Origin of the sequence: Arthrobacter sp. NPDC056691, from assembly GCF_042791415.1 — a bacterium.
GTDB lineage: Bacteria > Actinomycetota > Actinomycetes > Actinomycetales > Micrococcaceae > Arthrobacter.
In genome coordinates this window covers 49985-68096 of record NZ_JBHTXX010000011.1, presented here as the reverse complement: position 1 = coordinate 68096, position 18112 = coordinate 49985, and the positions used below count along the sequence as shown (strand labels likewise).

16 protein-coding genes are annotated in these 18112 nt (G+C 62.4%); 14 read left to right on the top strand and 2 right to left on the bottom strand.

The genetic code is table 11. The annotated features are described in order from the left end of the window. The first annotated feature begins 147 nt into the window (after positions 1-147). From ACFRAU_RS11310 to ACFRAU_RS11290, 5 genes are all read left to right on the top strand, one after another. Complete coding sequence (locus ACFRAU_RS11310; protein ID WP_377999972.1) at positions 148-381, top strand: hypothetical protein; 234 nt, start codon at positions 148-150, stop codon at positions 379-381. Between the two features lie 80 nt (positions 382-461). Next, entirely contained in the window at positions 462-1148 is a 687-nt protein-coding gene (locus tag ACFRAU_RS11305; protein WP_377999971.1) for an extracellular solute-binding protein, read from the top strand. 69 nt (positions 1149-1217) lie between these two features. Next, positions 1218-2447 carry a thiolase family protein gene (locus ACFRAU_RS11300; protein WP_378000035.1) on the top strand — a complete coding sequence of 410 codons (1230 nt, stop codon included), beginning with the start codon at positions 1218-1220 and terminating at the stop codon, positions 2445-2447. Positions 2448-2450: 3 nt separating this feature from the next. Beyond that, complete coding sequence (locus tag ACFRAU_RS11295; RefSeq protein ID WP_377999970.1) at positions 2451-3146, top strand: 3-oxoacid CoA-transferase subunit A; 696 nt, start codon at positions 2451-2453, stop codon at positions 3144-3146. 1 nt (position 3147) lies between these two features. After that, on the top strand, positions 3148-3828 hold the full coding sequence (locus ACFRAU_RS11290; RefSeq protein WP_377999969.1) for a 3-oxoacid CoA-transferase subunit B: 681 nt from the start codon (positions 3148-3150) through the stop codon (positions 3826-3828). A 143-nt stretch (positions 3829-3971) separates the two neighbouring features. On the opposite strand, the gene ACFRAU_RS11285 is transcribed toward ACFRAU_RS11290, so the two are convergent. Then, positions 3972-5546, bottom strand: a complete 1575-nt coding sequence (locus ACFRAU_RS11285; RefSeq protein ID WP_377999968.1) for an IclR family transcriptional regulator — start codon at positions 5544-5546, stop codon at positions 3972-3974. A gap of 1135 nt (positions 5547-6681) precedes the next feature. After that, complete coding sequence (locus ACFRAU_RS11280) at positions 6682-7716, bottom strand: LacI family DNA-binding transcriptional regulator (RefSeq protein WP_377999967.1); 1035 nt, start codon at positions 7714-7716, stop codon at positions 6682-6684. Positions 7717-8045: 329 nt separating this feature from the next. On the opposite strand from ACFRAU_RS11280, the gene iolG reads away from it, so the two are divergent. The 9 genes from iolG (at position 8046) to ACFRAU_RS11235 (ending at position 17811) form a co-directional block, all read left to right on the top strand. Then, on the top strand, positions 8046-9065 hold the full coding sequence (gene iolG, locus ACFRAU_RS11275; protein WP_377999966.1) for an inositol 2-dehydrogenase: 1020 nt from the start codon (positions 8046-8048) through the stop codon (positions 9063-9065). After that, complete coding sequence (locus ACFRAU_RS11270) at positions 9052-9837, top strand: SDR family oxidoreductase (RefSeq protein WP_377999965.1); 786 nt, start codon at positions 9052-9054, stop codon at positions 9835-9837. The genes iolG and ACFRAU_RS11270 overlap by 14 nt, the downstream gene beginning before the upstream one ends. Further along, complete coding sequence (locus ACFRAU_RS11265) at positions 9834-10721, top strand: TIM barrel protein (protein WP_377999964.1); 888 nt, start codon at positions 9834-9836, stop codon at positions 10719-10721. Before ACFRAU_RS11270 ends, ACFRAU_RS11265 begins: the two co-directional genes overlap by 4 nt. Continuing rightward, positions 10718-11737, top strand: a complete 1020-nt coding sequence (locus ACFRAU_RS11260) for a Gfo/Idh/MocA family protein (protein WP_377999963.1) — start codon at positions 10718-10720, stop codon at positions 11735-11737. Before ACFRAU_RS11265 ends, ACFRAU_RS11260 begins: the two co-directional genes overlap by 4 nt. Beyond that, positions 11734-12738 (top strand): Gfo/Idh/MocA family oxidoreductase, encoded by a 1005-nt coding sequence (locus ACFRAU_RS11255; RefSeq protein WP_377999962.1) that lies wholly within the window; start codon positions 11734-11736, stop codon positions 12736-12738. Before ACFRAU_RS11260 ends, ACFRAU_RS11255 begins: the two co-directional genes overlap by 4 nt. A gap of 305 nt (positions 12739-13043) precedes the next feature. Then, on the top strand, positions 13044-14015 hold the full coding sequence (locus ACFRAU_RS11250) for a sugar ABC transporter substrate-binding protein (RefSeq protein ID WP_378000034.1): 972 nt from the start codon (positions 13044-13046) through the stop codon (positions 14013-14015). After that, entirely contained in the window at positions 14009-15544 is a 1536-nt protein-coding gene (locus tag ACFRAU_RS11245) for a sugar ABC transporter ATP-binding protein (RefSeq protein WP_377999961.1), read from the top strand. The genes ACFRAU_RS11250 and ACFRAU_RS11245 overlap by 7 nt, the downstream gene beginning before the upstream one ends. A gap of 1 nt (position 15545) precedes the next feature. Further along, positions 15546-16532, top strand: a complete 987-nt coding sequence (locus tag ACFRAU_RS11240; RefSeq protein ID WP_377999960.1) for an ABC transporter permease — start codon at positions 15546-15548, stop codon at positions 16530-16532. Between the two features lie 124 nt (positions 16533-16656). After that, positions 16657-17811: a Gfo/Idh/MocA family protein gene (locus ACFRAU_RS11235; protein ID WP_377999959.1), complete on the top strand. Its 1155-nt coding sequence runs from the start codon at positions 16657-16659 to the stop codon at positions 17809-17811. Positions 17812-18112 lie beyond the last annotated feature (301 nt).

Sequence of the window (18112 nt, the reverse complement as noted above, 5' to 3'; positions counted from 1 at the left end):
CTTCCCTGCTGGGGCTTTTCCTTCGAACCAGGGCAGGCCCCAGCCCCACCATTTGGTTCCCTTCATTTTGATCGGCCCCAGGCCTCCCTCCACCGCGCCCGAAAACCGCGGTGGTGCGCGGCTGGCTTCAAGGATCGAGGAGACAACATGTCAACAGGAAAATGGGCCTGGAACGTCCGTGAAGGCGATCTGGTTGCCTGCCCCGAACGGCACGGCCACGTCCGCGGAACCGTCGTCGAAGCCGCCCCCGACATCGGCGTCGTCTGGATCAGGGACCACATCTACGGCGAACGCCGGATGCTCATGATGCAGGACCTTGTCCCCGACAACCCGAAAAGCGCCGGCTTCGTGGTGCCCCTCGCTCAGTACCGGCCCTCGTAACCCGGCCCATACGCAGTGAGCATTGGGGTGCCCGGAACTTTCGCCCCGCTGAGAAGCACAACGAGAAAGAACGAACCCCAGTGAAAGTCTTTAGCTCGCCGGCTATTAAGAAAGCCCTCGATGAGGTCATCACCACCTTCCGGCAGGAAACAGGAGCCAGCATCGACGCTGTCTTCGAACCCACCGTCCAACTTCTCCGACGCATCGACGCCGGTGAGTCCTTCGACGTGATGATCGCCGTTACCGAGTCCTTCGGCTCCCTCACTACAGTCGTCGACCCCCACACCGTGGTGTCGGTGGCCCGCGCCGGCATCGGTGTGGCCGTTAAACGCGGCACCCCGGAGCCCGACATCTCCACCGCTGATTCCTTCGTTCAGACCCTCCGAGCGGCAAACTCTGTTGCCTACTCCGGAGTCGGAGCAAGCGGCGCTTACTTCGCGGCCCTCCTGGACAAACTGGGACTAAGAGCAGACGTAGGCGCCCGCGCCACCGTCGTCAAGCAAGGCTACGTGGCCCAGGCTGTCGTCACAGGCAACGCCGACATCGCAATCCAGCAGCTCAGTGAGCTGCTGTTCGTTCCCCAGGCCCACATCGTCGGTCCCCTGCCAGCGGAGCTCCAGCACTACACCGAATTCTCAGCGGCGGTCAGCGCCCAATCCAGCGACCCGGCCCGCGCACAGGCCTTCGTCAATTTCCTCACCTCTCCGCCGGCCCAGACAGCCTACGTACAAACGAGGCTCGAACTTCCCACGGCCCCCGCACAATAACGGCAAAACTGCCCCTGCTACCCGGCAGCAGGCCCTTCCACTATGGACAACGAAATGGACAACAACCTCATGAACCAGGCATTTGTTTACGACGCCGTACGCACCCCGTTCGGCAAGTTCGGCTCCGGCCTCGCCACCGTCCGCCCGGATGACCTTGCCGCACATGTGATTAAGGAGTCCGTTCGCCGTGCGCCGGGCTTGGACCCGGAGCGGATTGATGAGGTGGTGTTCGGGAATGCGAACGGCGCCGGCGAGGAGAACCGCAACATCGCCCGGATGGGCACGCTGCTTGCCGGTTTGCCGGTCTCGATCCCGGGCACCACGGTGAACCGTTTGTGCGGGTCGTCGCTGGACGCGGCGATCATCGCGTCCCGCCAGATCAATGCCGGCGACGCCGAGGTGGTGCTGGTGGGCGGCGCCGAGTCGATGAGCCGTGCGCCGTGGGTGCTGCCGAAGACGGAGAAGCCCTACCCGGCCGGGGACATGACCCTGGCGTCCACCACGCTGGGCTGGCGGCTGGTGAACAAGGCCATGCCGAAGGAGTGGACCATCTCCCTGGGCGAGGCCACCGAACGGCTGCGGGAGAAGTACGGGGTTACCCGGGCCCAGCAGGACGAGTTCGCTGCTGCCTCGCACAACCTTTCCGCCGCCGCGTGGGACGAGGGCTTCTACGACAACCTCGTCGCCCCGGTCCCGGGCACCGACCTGGTCCGCGACGAAAGCATCCGCCCCGGCTCGTCGGCAGAGAAGCTCGCCGGGCTGAACACCGTGTTCCGTGCCGAGGCCGACGACGCCGCGTCCGGCGCCACGAAGGGCGGCACGGTCACCGCCGGCAACGCCTCGCCGCTGTCCGACGGCGCGTCGGCGGCGTGGATCGGGTCTGAGAGCGCTTCGTCGATCCTGGGCCTGGAACCGCTGGCGAGGATCGCGGGGCGCGGCGCGCACGGCAACGACCCCCAGTTCTTTGGTTTCGCGCCGGTGGAGGCGGCGAACAAGGCCCTCGCGAAGGCGGGCATCGGCTGGGACCAGGTGGGCGCCGTCGAACTTAACGAAGCGTTCGCCGCGCAGTCCCTGGCCTGCATCAACGCCTGGGGCATCGACCCGTCCATCGTGAACCGGCACGGCGGCGCGATCGCGATGGGCCACCCGCTGGGCGCCTCCGGCACCCGGATCCTGGGCACCCTCGCCCGCTCCCTCCAGGCCTCCGGCCAGCGCTGGGGTGTCGCGGCGATCTGCATCGGCGTCGGCCAGGGCCTCGCCGTCGTCCTCGAAAACGTTTCCGCTGGAGTGAAGGGCTAAGAGATGCTGAATTTCATTGACACCGTCGGCGAGGCCGTCGCGGCCGTCAAGGACGGCTCCACGGTGATGATCGGCGGGTTCGGCAACGCCGGCCAGCCGTTCGAACTGATCGACGCGCTGCTGGAATCCGGCGCCACGGACCTGACCGTGGTGAACAACAACGCCGGCCAGGGCGACCAGGGCCTGGCGCTGCTGATCAAGGAAGGCCGGGTCCGCAAGATGATCTGCTCCTTCCCGCGGCAGTCCGACTCCTGGCACTTCGACGCCAAATACAAGGCCGGGCAGATCGAACTCGAGCTCGTGCCGCAGGGCAACCTGGCCGAACGCATCCGCGCCGCCGGTGCCGGGATCGGCGGGTTCTTCACCCCCACCGGGTACGGCACCATGCTGGCCGAGGGCAAGGAAACCCGGATCATCGACGGCCGCGGCCAGGTGTTCGAGACCCCGATCCACGCCGACGTCGCGCTGATCAAGGCATTGAAGGCTGACGGCGTCGGAAACCTGGTCTACCGCAAGACGGCCCGGAACTTCGGCCCGATCATGGCCGCCGCCGCGAAGCACACCATCGTGCAGGTGTCCGAGATCGTGCCCACCGGTTCCCTGGACCCGGAGAACATCGTGACCCCCGGCATCTACGTCAACAGCATCGTGAAGGTGGCCTCCGCCGCCGGCACAGCCACGGCAGAAAAGGTGGCCTGACATGACCGTCCAGTCCAACGAAAAATCCCTGCAGACGTCCGAAACCCCGCTGGGCCGTGACGACCTCGCCCGGCTCGTGGCCCGCGACATTGCCCCCGGTTCGTTCGTGAACCTCGGCATCGGCCAGCCCACCCTGGTCTCGAACTACCTCCAGCCGGAGCAGAACATCACGCTGCACACCGAGAACGGTATGCTCGGCATGGGCCCGGTAGCCACCGGTGACCAGATCGATGAGGACCTCATCAACGCCGGCAAGATCCCCGTCACCGAACTCCCGGGCGCCTCGTACTTCCACCACGCCGACTCCTTCGCGATCATGCGCGGCGGCCACCTGGACATCTGCGTCCTGGGCGCGTTCCAGGTCTCCGCGACCGGTGACCTCGCCAACTGGCACACCGGCGCACCCGACGCGATCCCCGCGGTCGGCGGTGCGATGGACCTCGCCACCGGCGCCAAGGACGTCTTCGTCATGATGACCCTCCTGACCCGAGAAGGTGCGTCCAAGATCGTCGAAGCGTGCACTTACCCGCTCACCGGCGTCGGCTGCGTCACCCGCGTGTACACCGACAAAGCCGTGTTCCTCACCGGCCCCGACGGCGTCCGTGTCCGCGAAACCTTCGGCTGCACTTTCGACGAGATCCAGGAACTCGTCCCAGTGCCGCTCAAAGCCGCTGGTGAGTAACAAGGTCTTCCTGCAGGGTGGCCCAATACGGCATCATGCCCCTTCTCTACTGCCTGGCTACCGAAGCTTTCTTGTTCGGCGGCCAGGCGGAGAATAAGCCGGAGCACGCAATTCGGTAACGGCCGGGGTTCTCGCAGCCGCTTCTACTCCCGGGCGTTTATACAGGAATCTGGGGCACCCAAATAGGCTGAAAGCCGTCGTGCCCCGTCGCAGGCCAAGTCGATGATGCTGGGAGAGAAATCCGGTTTTTGGAGGATGGCGTCTCGGAGGCCGCTGACCGATAGGGACGCCATGACATGGCCACGGTGATCAAAGATTGGGGCGCCGACGGCGGCTATACCCATAGTGACTTCATCATCGCTCAGCGCGAAGCCGGCCTCGCGGATTTCTTCGAGCTTTCCATAGAACTCCGTTCGGGAGCGAGCACCCAAACTCCAGTCCGAGCTCTGACTCATAACCGCCGCGTACTCCTCCCAGGACGGGGGAGTGTCGAAAGCCAACAGTGCGCGGGGCGCCGCCCCAATATGCAACGGCAAAGAACTTCCAAGGGCCAGACGGCGACTGTTAACTCGCTTACCGTCGATACGCTCTATGCATACAGCGCGGGTCCCGCTCCTGATGCACATAAGTACGGTCTCGCCGGTCGCATCGTGAATTTCGCGTAGCACGGGAAGCGCAGCCCGCCGCAAGTCCATGTGGTTCAGCAGATTCCCGGCCAAAGAAATCATTTTACTGCCGATGCGATAGGAACCGCGGTGGCCAAGCTGTTCTATCCAACCGGCCTCAACAAGAGTGCCCAGCATGCGGTAGACCGAGCTGATGTGTTCACCTGTGAGGCTGGCAAGTCTGGCGGAGGTTGCTACGCGTTCGACAGCCAGCGCGTCCATGAGCGCGCCGGCCTTCGCCAAAACCGATTCCTTCGATTCTGGCGCATCAAACTCATTAGTGTTTGGGACCAGTTTGAAGTCTGCCATGAGATCGGTCAGAGTCTGTGCGGCGCCTGCGAGAACGGTTTTGGCTTCTTCCTGCAGCTTGACCACTTGGTCCACCAAACCCGCTGCTGTCAGTGCGCCGAAGATGCTGCCGTCCGAATTGAATACCGGAAATCCCAGGGCTGCGATCCCATCAACAATCTCGTTGGACTCCATCCTCCAGCCCTCGCGTTTGGTGTCTGCTACCAGTTGGCGGAGTGTCTCGGCGTCAACGGGCGTCCTTGACGCCAATTTCTCGAAGGGGGCCTGGGCAAGGATCTCTTCGAGTACCTCGGGGGATTGCCATGCCAGGAGGACATGTGATGCAGCACTAGTGTGGAGCGGAAGAATACGGCCGGATGAAAGCTCGTGGAGATCCACTTCGGTGGAATCAACCTGCTCTAAGCAGACGGCCGTCCCGTTGCGTGGTATCCAGAATGCGGCAGTTAGACCAAGCGAAGACTGGATGCCCTCGAGCAACTTGTTAAGGGCTTCATGATCAAGGAGAGCGTCGGTTGCCGCGTCCGCCAACCGCAATATCCCTGTGCCCAATTCAACGAGACCCCCCGGCGCACGGCGAAGGATACCGGACTCTTCCAGCGATCCGATGATCCTGTAGACCGAAGGCCGCGGCTCATCAATAGCTTTTGCCAGATCCGCCGGAGTCGAGGGGCCAAGAGCGGATGCTTTATCCACCAATTGTGTAGCTTTAAGGACCAGCTGAATCAGGTTTGCTGTTTGGGTCATATTGCACCTCTCGGCTCGTACTTCCACGCGGTACAGGCTGTGTGAATCCAGGAAGCCACCGAGGAAGGCATCATTCTGCTTCGGCAGCAAGTGGAAACTGCGGTGGGAACGGGCACTGTTCTATGGCGGCGACACACGCAGATTGTCGTGGACGAACATGTTGTCCACTATATGCGAGGTGAAGCGCCATCGGAGTTCGCTGAAATTACGTACGTCGGCGGTTCACCTTAGCGTCAGATTGGCACGAAATTTCGTTTACTTGACAGTGACCCGAGGCTCCTCTCAGATTCCATCCTGACAATGCAGGGGCAGGAAACCGAAGGTGCGACAGCCCGCTAATCATCGAAATAGTCCGAAAAATCCTGGCTAGATGAGTTCGATTGGCCAAGGCTCAGCGATGTCCCCTGTTACGGCTCGGCAGGTGTTTGAGAACGCGAGCACAGCTCCGCCGACAGTCGAATCCTCCCTTGTCAGGCGGCCCGGACGTCAGGTTGAGGTGTACTTCACTGGCGCAGTGATCGTCGGTCGGAAGTAGGGTGCGTCGCCCGGAGTGGCGCTGAGATCTGGTCCAACGGCTGGCCGCCTGCCATAGGAGTAGGGGCGGCGCACTGGCACCACCCCTACCATCTCTTCCCTCTTGGTTTAGAGCCATGCCTACTTAATCTGCTGCAAGGACTCGGCCTTAGAGGTTTCTTCGAACTCCTCGGGGCTGCGTACCCCCTGTTTCAGGGAGAAATTTGACGCTGAAGGCGATGGCAAAAACTCCGATCGCTGCGAATACGAGGAAGGTCCCGAATCGGGGAACTACTTCGATTTCAATACCGCTGCGGACCAACTCACCACACGCTGAGCAGAAGCGCCTGTTATTCGTCTGCCTGCCGCCGACACCCGTCGCGGCAGGCGGACCCGTCTACGTCGTGGTCTACGGCATTCACGTCCGCCCGTGAACAGTCAGCAGCGCAGATACCTCAAACGCCTGTGAGATTCCCTCAACCAAGCGACCCGCTACATGATCCATGTGTCCCCTGGGCGAACCCATGACCGGAGTCGACATCGCAAAGCAAACATCAGAGGGCTATGCGACCACATGGGCGCTCCCACCCGGCAGGCTCATGAAGCAGCAGGCCAAGAACTCTCAGGCGGCAGGATCTTGCCGCGCGCTGGAGGAGCGCACGACGAGATAAGGGGCGATTATTTCGCTGCGGCGGTCGAGGTCTGATCCGTTCAGCCGTTGCACCAGGAAATCGGCCGCCCGGGCTCCCATGGTGCTGCTCTGGGGATCGACAGTCGTCAGGCCGATACGGGGGAGGGACGCGATTTCGATGTTGTCGTAGCCTGTGACGGCGACAGGAATGCCAAGGTCGTCAGCGGCACGCATGGCTCCCAAGGCAGCCAGGTCGTTGACGCACGCTAGTGCGGTTGGCCGATGGACCTTCCGTACGGCCAGAAGATCGGTGGCTGCCCGGTAACCGGCCTCCGCGGAGAAGTCCGCGGACCGAACGCTGATCCTGTCTGCGAGGCCGTGAGACCGCATTGAATTTTCGTAGCCGAGCTGGCGGCCGGCCGCAACAACGCCGCCGTGTCCGCCTATGTGGGCGATGCGCTTGTGCCCCCGACCCACAAGATGATCAATGACCATGGACATCCCGAGTTCGTCATCGCTTCGCACGGCGTCATACCGACCACCAGTGGGTTCCCAGCCAGCGAATACCACATAGTCAGAGTTGACGGTTGAGACAAACGCGTCTCCGTCTGGTACTGATCCGGCCGCAAGAATGCCGGCTACGCCGATGTCCCGCAAAACTTCCAAGGATGTGAAGTCGGTGCGGTGTGAGGAATCCGAGGAAGACAGCACGCTGAGCAGCACCTTGTAACCGGCGGCTTCGAAAACTGGGCGGGCGCCGTCGACGAGGTCGGAAGCCCAGGGCTGGCGGAGATCTCGTATGACGAGGCCGACGATCGAGTTCCGTGAGGGATCTGCTTTCAGGGAGCGCGCGGCCCAGTTGAGGTTGTAGCCCAACTCCTGCGCTGAGCTAAGCACTCGTTCGCGCCGTTCCTCGCTAACACGTGGCGATCCCTGGAAGACCATGGCTGCCAGGGACTTCGACACCCCCGCGTGCTGCGCGACGTCCCGGATGGTTGGTCGTCGTTGGTCGTCACTAGGCGTCACGAGCGGGCTCCGATCTAGGGTCATGACAACGAGAATATGCGTATTTCCGCCCCGTCTTCCCGGCCGGCTGGCCTGACAACGGCTGTCGTCTCGTTAGCGACGAGGCACTCGAGCATGTTGCATGGATCACGTTGGCGTCCTACACTAAACGAATGGACCGGTCCATTCTATCGTGGTTCGGGCGCAATATCCAGAACCAACATCCTCCCGGGAGTCATGCAAAGTTTTGAAATTGTGGGGCGCATGCCACCTTGGGCCCTTCATGTAGAAGACGGCTTATCGGACCGGTCCAATAACAATGATCGTACTTATTACCGGAAGGTGAATTCATGCAGGAGAAGCTCAGGGTTGCGCTTTTCGGGGCGGGCAGGATCGGACAGATCCACGGACGAAACATAGCCGCTCATCCCGGGCTGGAATTGGTTGCAGTGTGCGATCCGTTCGGGGATGCTGCTGAGAAGCTGGCCGCTTCCATTGGCGGGTTGGCCACTACCGACACGTCTAAGGCGTTCGCCCAGGACCTGGACGCCGTAGTTATCGGAACGCCCAACAGCACACATATCGACCTGATGTTGCAGGCCTCGGAAAAGGGTCTGGCTGTCTTGTGCGAAAAGCCCATCGACCTCAGTCTTGACCGTGTCAGGTCTGCCTGGCAGCAGTTGCAAACTTCGCAGGCACCGCTGATGCTCGGTTTCAACCGGCGCTATGATCCGAACTTCGCGGCCGTTCACTCACGGACTCAGGCAGGGGAAATCGGGAGGCTCGAACAGCTGACTATCACCAGCCGGGATCCTGCGCCGTCGCCGAAAGAGTACGTGGCTACCTCGGGTGGGATCTTCCGGGACATGACGATCCACGATTTTGATATGGCCCGGTTCTTTGTGCCGGACATTGTTGAGGTTCATGCATACGGAGGAAACGCGTTCTCCGACTACACCAAGGAACTCGGCGACTTCGACCAGGCGGTAGTAACGCTGAGAGGCGCGGGGGACGAGCTGGTGACCATCATCAATTCGCGGCATAGTGCCTACGGCTACGATCAGCGGGTGGAGGCATTCGGCAGCGAAGGCATGCTTCAGGCGGGCAACGTTCTGCCCACGACAGTGCAGTGCTCCACTGGACGCGGTACGGGCCAGGGTGACCCGAACCTCAACTTCTTCCTCGAACGGTATGCCGACGCATACCGCGCCGAGCTGGATGCCTTCGTTGATTTTGTCATCAGTGGTGTCGAGCCGTCTCCGAGCTACCTGGACGGAATGCGGGCCCTTGAGCTTGCGGTGGCGGCAGCCGAATCGGCCAAGACCGGACGCAGCGTTGGGATCGAATGGGGCGCCAATGTTCGGGCGTGAGCTCCTGAAGGACAAGGTCGTTCTGGTAAGCGGTGCTACCCAGGGACTGGGTGCTGAGATCGCCCGTGCGGCAGCACGCGAAGGTGCCGCCGGTGTCGCTATCACCGGGCGTTCCGACCGCGGCAAGTCGGTCGCCGTCGAATTGGAAGAGCTCGGTGTCAAGGCGGCTTTTTACCGCACTGACCTCGCTGATGTCTCCAGCGCGATCGATTCGGTGCGCCGTACGATCACTGACTTTGGACGGGTGGATTGTGTTGTGAACGCCGGGGGGCTGACGTCCCGCGGTTCGATGCTGGACACCACCCCGGAAGTCTTTGACCAGCACATGGCTATCAACGTGCGGGCACCGTTCTTCATCATGTCCGAGACAATCAAGCACTTGGTTGACTCAGGCCGGCCGGGCACGATCGTGAACATCATCTCGACCGCAGAGCTGGGCGGCGCCCCGTATCTCGCACCATATTCAGTGGCCAAGGCCGGCTTGGCCTGTGCAACCCGAAACGCCGCCCATGCGCATCGATGGGACCGGATCCGGATCAACGGAATCGACATCGGCTGGACGGAGACCGAGGGCGAAGCGGAGACCCAGAAGAAATTTCACGGCGCCGCCGACGACTGGGTGGAGAAGGCCAATGCATCGGTACCCATGGGCAAGCTCGGCCAGATCGATGAGATCGCCGAGTTCGTTGTATTTCTGCTGTCTGAGCGCAGCGGAGTAGTCACCGGCTCAGTCATTGACTGGGACCAGAACGTTCAAGGAGGAGCGGATTGAGCAACATCATCTCGCGGCTGGCGGCCGCACCCATCTCGTGGGGCCTGGTGGAAGTCGAAGGATGGGGTTACCAACTCGAGCCAGCCGTGGTTCTGGACGCCATAAAGGACCTTGGGTTCAAGGCCACTGAATTCGGCCCCCTCGGATTCCTGCCCACAACCCCGGACGAGCGGCGGGACTTCCTGTCGGGGCAGGGCCTGCACGGCATTGGCGGATTCTTTCCCGTCGTCCTGCACGACCCCGAGACCGACCCACTTCTGGCGATCAAGCCTGAACTGCAGGCATACGAGGCTTCCGGTGCAACGACACTCGTCCTCGCCGCAGCAACAGGCTTGCCGGACTACGACTTCAAGCCGGTACTGGACGAGACCGGCTGGAAAGTGTTGTGCAGCAATCTTGAGGCCGTCAACGAACTGGCCGCAGAACATGGGATCACCGTCGTGGTGCACCCCCACATCGGCTGCATGATTGAGACGGCGGCAGACGTGGACCGTATCGTGGCCGACACCACGGTGGCGATCTGCCTGGACACTGGCCATCTGCATTCGGCGGGGGCTGACACACTTGCCTTCACTGAACAGCACATCGGTCGCATCAAGCACACCCACCTGAAAGACGTCGACCGTGAGCTGGGCGAGCAGTTCTCCGCCGGGGACTTCAACTTCACCGAAGGAGTGCGTCGCAGGATGTTCGTCCCGTTGGGCGACGGCGCGATCCCCGTGCGCGAAATCATCACCGCGTTGGTACGAAACGGCTACGACGGGTGGTTCACCCTCGAACAGGACACCATGCTGACCGGGCCGGAGGACGCCGTCAAGGCCACCGCGGACGTGAAACGTTCCGTGGAGTTCCTGCGGGAACTGGAACGGGAGCTCGGGCAGTGACCCTGCGTTGGGGCATCCTGTCGACCGCCCGGATCGGGATCAGGCGCTTCCTGCCCGCAGTCCGGGCGGTGGGCGGGGAGGTCGTCGCCATTTCGAGCAGGCGCGAAAGCGTCACGTCTGTAGCCCGGGACCACGCCATCAGCCGCAGTTACATAGGCCACGCGGCGCTGCTCGAGGATCCGGACATTGATGCCGTATACATCCCGCTGCCGAACGCGCTGCACGCCGAATGGATCGGCCGTGCCGCTGCGGCCGGCAAGCATGTGCTGTGCGAGAAGCCCATCGTTGGATCGCGAGAAGAACTCGATGAAGCAAGCTCCGCCTGCGAAAATGCGGGCGTGGCGCTGATGGAGGGATTCATGTACCGCCATCATCCTCAACAAGCCCGGCTGCGGGTACTGATCGGGTCAGGGGCTGTTGGCGAGCTAAAGGCGCTCAGAGGACGATTCCACTTCGCCATCGACCGCGACCGCGAAGACATCCGATTCGACCCTGACCTCGGCGGCGGCAGCCTGAACGACGTCGGCTGCTACCCGGTCGACGCGATAGTCTCGCTGCTCGGGCAGGCCCCCAACAGTGCCCAGGCCGCCGGCCATTTCGAGCGGGGCGTGGATACGTATACCTCGGGTGTTCTGGGGTTCGACAACGTCGCAGCGAGTTTCGACTGCGGATTTGATGGACCCTTGGTCAATCGGCTCGAAGTCCTGGGCACCGGCGGTCGGATCGAACTGGACAAGGCATTCGACCCGCTGCCGCACGAGGCGGCAACAGTCACCGTCTGGGGCCGCGACGACGAATTGGTCTCGCGGGAGACGTTCGTAACAGACCAGTTTGCGGACGGCATCGCGGCGTTCCAGGCCTGGGTTAAATCAGGCAGACGCGGGCTGATGGACCGGGAGCTTGTGGAGGCATCGCTGCTCACGCGCGCAGCCCTCCACCGCTCGATGGCAGCACCCTCCCCGGACGCCGATCCACGACAAACGTCCATTCCGATGGACAGGAAGGTGGTCACATGAGCATCGCGATCGGCGTGATCGGCACCGGAATGATCGGTCGTGAGCATCTGACTCGATTGGCCGGCATGGACCGGGTCAGGCTCGCCGCCGTCGCCGACGCCGACCTGGCCAGTGCTGAACGGGCGGCCCGCGACTTTGACATCTCCACCATTCACCGGGACGGAAACGAGCTGATCGCTGACCCGAAAGTTGACGCAGTGCTGGTCGCCTCCAGTGGGCCGACGCACGCACCCTACGTCCTTGGCGCCGTCGAGGCCGGTAAACCGGTGTTCTGCGAAAAGCCGCTGGCCACTAACATCGCCGACTGTGAGCGCATCGTCACCGCAGAAACAGCAGGGGGAAGGCGGCTGGTTCAGCTGGGGTTCATGCGACGATATGACCCCGCCTACCAAAAACTGAAAGAGACCATCGACCAAGGACGCATCGGCCGGCCCTTGCTGTTGACCTCAGCGCACCGCAACCCGGAGGTCCCTCCCAGCTACACCGGCGAGATGCCGATTGTGGACTCGGCGGTCCACGACTTCGACATCGGGCGTTGGATCCTGGGGGAGGAGTTCTCCAGTATTCAGGTCATTCGTCCGCGGGCGCACCCCAGGGCCGGAGCGACAACTGATCCGTTGCTGATGATACTGAAAACAACGGACGAGACAGTTGTAACGGTGGAGACCTCCGTCAATATCTCGTACGGCTATGACATCCGCGCCGAAGTCGTCGGTGAGACGGGGACCGTCGCGCTGGCCGAGCACGCACCAATCATGCTCCGAACCAACGGACGCAGCGGCTTCAACGTCCCGGATGACTGGCGGGAACGTTTCTCTGACGCTTTCGACAGAGAGCTGCAGGACTGGGTGAGCCGCGTTGCGGCGGGAAGCCCTGTCGACGGCCCCAGCGCCTGGGACGGCCTCGCCGCAACCGTCGTGAGCACCGCAGGTGTTGCATCCCTGGCCAGTGGCCAGACAGAAACCATCGACATGCCAAAGCGACCAGCGCTCTACGCCTGATACAGCCCCCGCACCTTGCACGAACCTGCAGGTCGGGACCGCCCACGGCCTGCCCGGGTGGCCCGGGAGCGCCAACGCTCCATGGAGCCCATCAACAGAATTACGGAAACCTCTTGCCACTGAGACGTAATTCACCTAACCTTGAATGGACCGGTCCAATCGGCTGATAGCTCCCCATCCCAAGAACCGTGGAATCCATTTGCCACCTAAAATGGACCGGTCCGACGGAATTGGCAGTAAGTCTGACCGATCCACCCCAATGAAGTGGAGGAATTTTGAAAAATTCAGTTATTGTCACCGCAGCCATGATGGCCGCAGTCGGATCCCTCGCCCTTACGGGCTGCGGCGGTAGCCCTGCCAGCACCGGCGGCGGTTCTGGCCCCAAGACCATCGGTGTTGCTTTGCCGGACGGTTCGCAGACCTACTGGACTGCATGGAAGAACGGTGCAGAGGATGAAGCCAAGAAGCTCGGGGTGAACATCAAATTCAGCGATGCCAAGGGCGACGCCGATCAGATGAACCAGCAGGTCTCCTCGCTGATTGCCAGCGGCGTCAACGGAGTGGCCATCGCCCCCGTCGATGTCACTGCGAATAAGGTCTCGGTTACCACAGCCACCGATGCCAGCATCCCGTTGATTACTGGCAACCGCGCACTGAACATGAAGTACGGGGGTCCGGATGGTGCGAACCCCCGCCTTCACACTGGCTTCAGCGACGTCCAGATCGGTCAGAAGCAGGGCGAACTGGTCAAAACAGCCTGTGGAAACATCGACCCCTGCCAAGTCAGCATTATCGAGGGCACCCTTGGCTCTTCGCCTCAAATTGACCGCACTGCAGGACTGAAAGCAGCGATCAAGGACAGCCCGAACATCCAGGTAGTCGATGCCCAGCCCTTTGACTATGACGCCACCAAGGCCGCCGACGTCGCATCGTCAATGCTGCAGAAGTTCCCCAAGCTGAACGTCATCGCTGTTCACGACGATGCGGGCGCGGTCCCAGCGGCGCGGGCAGTCGCCCAGGCCGGCAAGCAGGCAACGATCAAGGTCGTCGGCATCGGTGGTAGCAAGCAAGGCATTGACGGAGTCCAGTCCGGGACTCTGTTCGGAACAGTGTGGGTATCACCCAAGAAGGATGCAGCGACCGCAGTTGACGCCCTGGTGGACGTGCTGAACGGCAAGCAGCCCCAGACTGTGGACCAGGACGGTCACCCAACCGTGTCGGTCGAGTCAGTCACAGTGACCAAGGACAACGTTGCGAAGTATCCCGGTGAATGGTGATGTCGGAATCCACTGCGGGATTGGCACCCCATATTCAGGTCAAGGGCGTCGTCAAGAAATTCAATGGCGTTCCCGCACTCAAAGGTGTTGACCTGCATCTCGCACGGGGGGAAGTGCTCGGTCTCCTTGGCGAAAACGGGGCCGGTAAGTCCACCCTCATCAAGGTTCTGAGTGGCGTCCACGCCTCCGACGAGGGCACCATCCACCTCGGAGGCGTAGAGCAGACGTTCCACAGCCCGTCCGCGGCGCTGGCAGCAGGAATTGCCACCGTGCACCAGCACTCGATGCTCGCCGACAACCTGACCGTCGCCGAGAACCTCGTTTTGGGCAAGGAACCCCGGGGTTTCGGACCCGTCCTGCTGCGTAGCCACATCATGGATGAAGCAACCAAAATGCTCGAGGCCAGCGGAATGGACGTTCCCCTCAAGGCCCTGGCCGGATCGCTGACCATCGCCCAAAAGCAGCGCGTCGAGATCCTGCGCGCCGCGTGGGAAGCGGACTCAATGATCATCCTCGATGAGCCCACGGCAGCGTTGAACTCCGATGAAGTCGACGAGCTGTTCGAGATCATCGCCGGACTCAAGAAGCGCGGGATCTCGGTCATTTACGTCAGCCACCGGCTCGACGAGGTGCCCAGGATCTGCGACCGGGTCACCGTTCTGCGGGACGGCGCCGTGGCGGGGCACCTTGGCCGCGACCACCTGGCTCCGTCAGACATCATCCCGCTCCTGGTCGGTCGTCAGCTCAACGACCTTTTCCCCGAACTTCCGGAGCCGACCGACGAGATCGTCCTCGAAGTTGAGGGGCTGCAGGGGGCCTCCGTCAAAGACGTCAGCCTAACAGTCAGAGCCGGCGAAATTGTCGGGCTGACCGGCAACGTCGGTGGCGGCCAACGCTCAGCTGCCCGAACGATTTTCGGTGCCGAGCGCGGGTCAGGGAAAGTGAGTCTGAAAGGCCGTCAACTTCCCCTGAACCGTCCCGATCGCGCCGTCCATGCGGGAGTCGCGTATGTCTCCGGTGACCGCAAGACAGACGGGCTCCTTCCGGTTCTGCCCGTCTGGCGCAACGTCATGACCGTGATGGAACACCGGATCGGTCGCTTCGGATTCATCAACGGACGCCGGGAGAAGAAGCGGGCGCTGGAACTTATCAAGTCCTTCGATGTCCGCTGTGCCTCACCGGACATGCCCATCTCAGCGCTCAGCGGCGGCAACCAGCAAAAAGCGCTGCTCGCCCGCTGGGCGGCCACTGAACCGGCGCTGCTGATCCTCGACGAACCGACCCTGGGAGTCGACATTGGCGCTCGACGGGAAATCTACGACCAGGTAGTTGCGCTGGCCCGCAGCGGCATGGGGGTGCTGATCGTGTCGGCTGACCACGCCGAACTCCAGGGTATGAGCCACCGCGTCCTCGTCTTCGACCGTGGCCGCGTGGTCGCAGAACTGCGCGGCGCCGACGCCACCGAAGAGGCCCTGCTAGAAGCACGCGAGGGCATCCACTCCCAGCAATCAAATATCCAGAAGGCCTGACATGACCAACGTACTCACCAACCCCAAGCAGATTGAGAAGCGGTCCCTGACCGGACCCTCGAGCCAGAGACTTTCCATTCTGTTGCGTCAGAACGGACTCGTTGCCTTCTTCGTTCTGCTGCTGATCGTTTTTGCATTCGTCAATCCTCAGTTCCTCTCCCAAGCTAACGTCCGCAGCATTCTGCTCAGCGCCTCCGTGATCGGCATCCTCGCGGTCGGCCAGACCGTGGTGATTCTGACAGGCGGCTTTGACCTCTCCGTGGCCAAGATGGCCGTCGTCTCAGGACTTATCCTGGCTCTGACTGCCAGCAATCCGGCGATCGCGATCCTCGCTGCGCTTGGATTCGCAGCCGTCGTCGGCAGCATCAATGGCACGCTCATCGCCAAGGCAAAAGTGAACCCGTTCGTGGTCACGCTTGGCATGATGACCATCCTGACCTCCGTCGCACTGCTGGTAAACAACGGCGGCCAGATCAGCGACATTCCGCAGTGGATCCTTTCGCTGACCAGCGGCCAGGTGCTGGGATTCCCGAGCATCATCTTCTGGTTTGTCGCGATTGCTGTAGTGCTGCACCTCGTAATGGCCTACTCCCGCTTCGGCAGACACGTCTACGCTGTCGGCGGCAACCCCGAGGCGAGCCGGCTGGCCGGTGTCAAAGTCGACCGTGTGCTGACCTCGGCCTACGTGCTCGCAGCCGTCTGCGCCGGCGTCGCCGGCATCCTGCTTACGTCACGTCTGCAAACAGCCTCACCGGTCGCGCTGCCGGGCGCCGAACTCGACGCGATCGCCGCAGTTATCATCGGGGGCACCCGGCTCTCAGGAGGCTTCGGCTCCATCCCGCGAACCGTGTTGGGTGTGCTGATCCTTTCGGCACTGTCTTCCGGTTTGGTGTTGCTTGGCGTCGCCGCCTACTGGCAGGACCTCGTCAAGGGCGCCGTCATCATCCTTGCTGTCGCGGTCGACGTGCTTTTCAACCGGCGCAAATAGGACACGGGCGAGATCGCACCCGAATCCCGGACATGCGATAAGGCTCCTCCGGTCCGGACACGCACCCCTCCAGCCTCACTAGAAGAAAGGACCGCGCAGCAGCAGGCTGCCGCGGGCATCCATCATGATCCAAAACATTAACGTCGGCATCGTCGGCTTCGGCTGGATGGGCCAGGTCCATGCCAAGGCCATGAGCCGCGTACTGCAGCATTACCCCGACCTGCCCGCCCGACCGCATCTGGTCGGTGTAGCAGACACATCCCAGGATGGCCGGCTTGAATACGCGCGTAACTCCTTCGGCTTCACGCAACTGACCAACGACTGGCAGGACCTGATCAACAACGACGAGATCGACCTGATCTGCGTCGCGGGACCCAACTTTACGCACAGGGATGTTGCCGTAGCGGCTGCCCGCGCCGGCAAGCACATCTGGATCGAGAAGCCGGCCGGCCGCAACGCGGCCGAAACCCGCCAGATCGCCGACGCGATCGCCGACTCAGGCGTCGCATCGGCAGTCGGCTTCAACTATCGCAACCCTCCGGCGGTGGAATTAGCCAAGGAAATGATCGCCGGCGGCCGTATCGGCGAGGTTAAACACGTCGCCTTCCAAATGCTGAGCGACTACTCCGCCCACCCCGATGGAGCACTGAGCTGGCGATTCGTCAACGAACTGGCGGGCAGCGGAGTGCTCGGCGACCTCGGCTCCCACGGTTTGGACCTGGCCGAATACATAGTCGGTCCGATCCACCAGATTCTCGCTGACGACGCCATTTTCATTCCCGAACGGCCGGCGGCTCACGGCGCAGCTTCCCATTTCTCGCGTGGAGACGCAGGCGAACGACGCCCGGTCGAGAACGAGGACTTTGTCATCGCCCTGCTGCGCTTTGAGAACGGCGCCAAAGGCGTCCTGCAGGCCAGCCGCGCATCTGTGGGTGAACAGAATTCCTACGGCTTCCAGATCCACGGCACCACCGGTGCCCTCGCTTGGGACTTCAGGCGCATGGGCGAACTCCAGGTCTGCCTTGATCAGGACTACCAGGCCGCCACCTGGTCAACTCACCGCATCGGGCCGGCCGATGGTGAGGCCGGGCTGTTCCAACCCGACACCGCCATCGCCATGAGCTACGACGATCTGAAGGTCATTGAGGCCAAACGGCTCATTTCATCGATCGCCACCGGTAAGCCTGAAGGTGCCACCATCGCCGATGTCCTGCGCGCAGCAGAATGCGTCCGGGCCGTCGGCACCTCGATCGCCGAACAGCGCTGGATCAAACTCTGAGGGTTAAGCTGCGGCACCACCGCGCATCAACGGCCCCGGACGTCCTGCCCACCAAACGGAGCTGCGCCACATCCCAAGTCCTTTAAGGAGGAAGCATGCATTCACCCCAGAAACCAGACGGCCGTTTCCCCTCCGCGGCTCATTGGCCAAGGTCAGGTGAGGTGGTACGGGCGGAACGCTGGAGCCACCTCCTCGGAGTCGAAGTCGGCGTCGAGAAATGCGGAACTTTTGTCAGAACTGGCGTCGTAGAGGCAGCCTCGCCTAATGGGGACTGCGTCTGGATTGCAGCCGCCGGGGTCGA

Coding starts and splice junctions, on each gene's coding strand:
- ACFRAU_RS11310 (WP_377999972.1), top strand. CDS start 148: ATGTCAACAGGAAAATGGGCCTGGAACGTCCGTGAAGGCGATCTGGTT.
- ACFRAU_RS11300 (WP_378000035.1), top strand. CDS start 1,218: ATGAACCAGGCATTTGTTTACGACGCCGTACGCACCCCGTTCGGCAAG.
- ACFRAU_RS11295 (WP_377999970.1), top strand. CDS start 2,451: ATGCTGAATTTCATTGACACCGTCGGCGAGGCCGTCGCGGCCGTCAAG.
- ACFRAU_RS11290 (WP_377999969.1), top strand. CDS start 3,148: ATGACCGTCCAGTCCAACGAAAAATCCCTGCAGACGTCCGAAACCCCG.
- ACFRAU_RS11285 (WP_377999968.1), bottom strand. CDS start 5,546: ATGACCCAAACAGCAAACCTGATTCAGCTGGTCCTTAAAGCTACACAA.
- iolG (WP_377999966.1), top strand. CDS start 8,046: ATGCAGGAGAAGCTCAGGGTTGCGCTTTTCGGGGCGGGCAGGATCGGA.
- ACFRAU_RS11270 (WP_377999965.1), top strand. CDS start 9,052: ATGTTCGGGCGTGAGCTCCTGAAGGACAAGGTCGTTCTGGTAAGCGGT.
- ACFRAU_RS11255 (WP_377999962.1), top strand. CDS start 11,734: ATGAGCATCGCGATCGGCGTGATCGGCACCGGAATGATCGGTCGTGAG.
- ACFRAU_RS11250 (WP_378000034.1), top strand. CDS start 13,044: ATGATGGCCGCAGTCGGATCCCTCGCCCTTACGGGCTGCGGCGGTAGC.
- ACFRAU_RS11245 (WP_377999961.1), top strand. CDS start 14,009: ATGGTGATGTCGGAATCCACTGCGGGATTGGCACCCCATATTCAGGTC.
- ACFRAU_RS11240 (WP_377999960.1), top strand. CDS start 15,546: ATGACCAACGTACTCACCAACCCCAAGCAGATTGAGAAGCGGTCCCTG.
- ACFRAU_RS11235 (WP_377999959.1), top strand. CDS start 16,657: ATGATCCAAAACATTAACGTCGGCATCGTCGGCTTCGGCTGGATGGGC.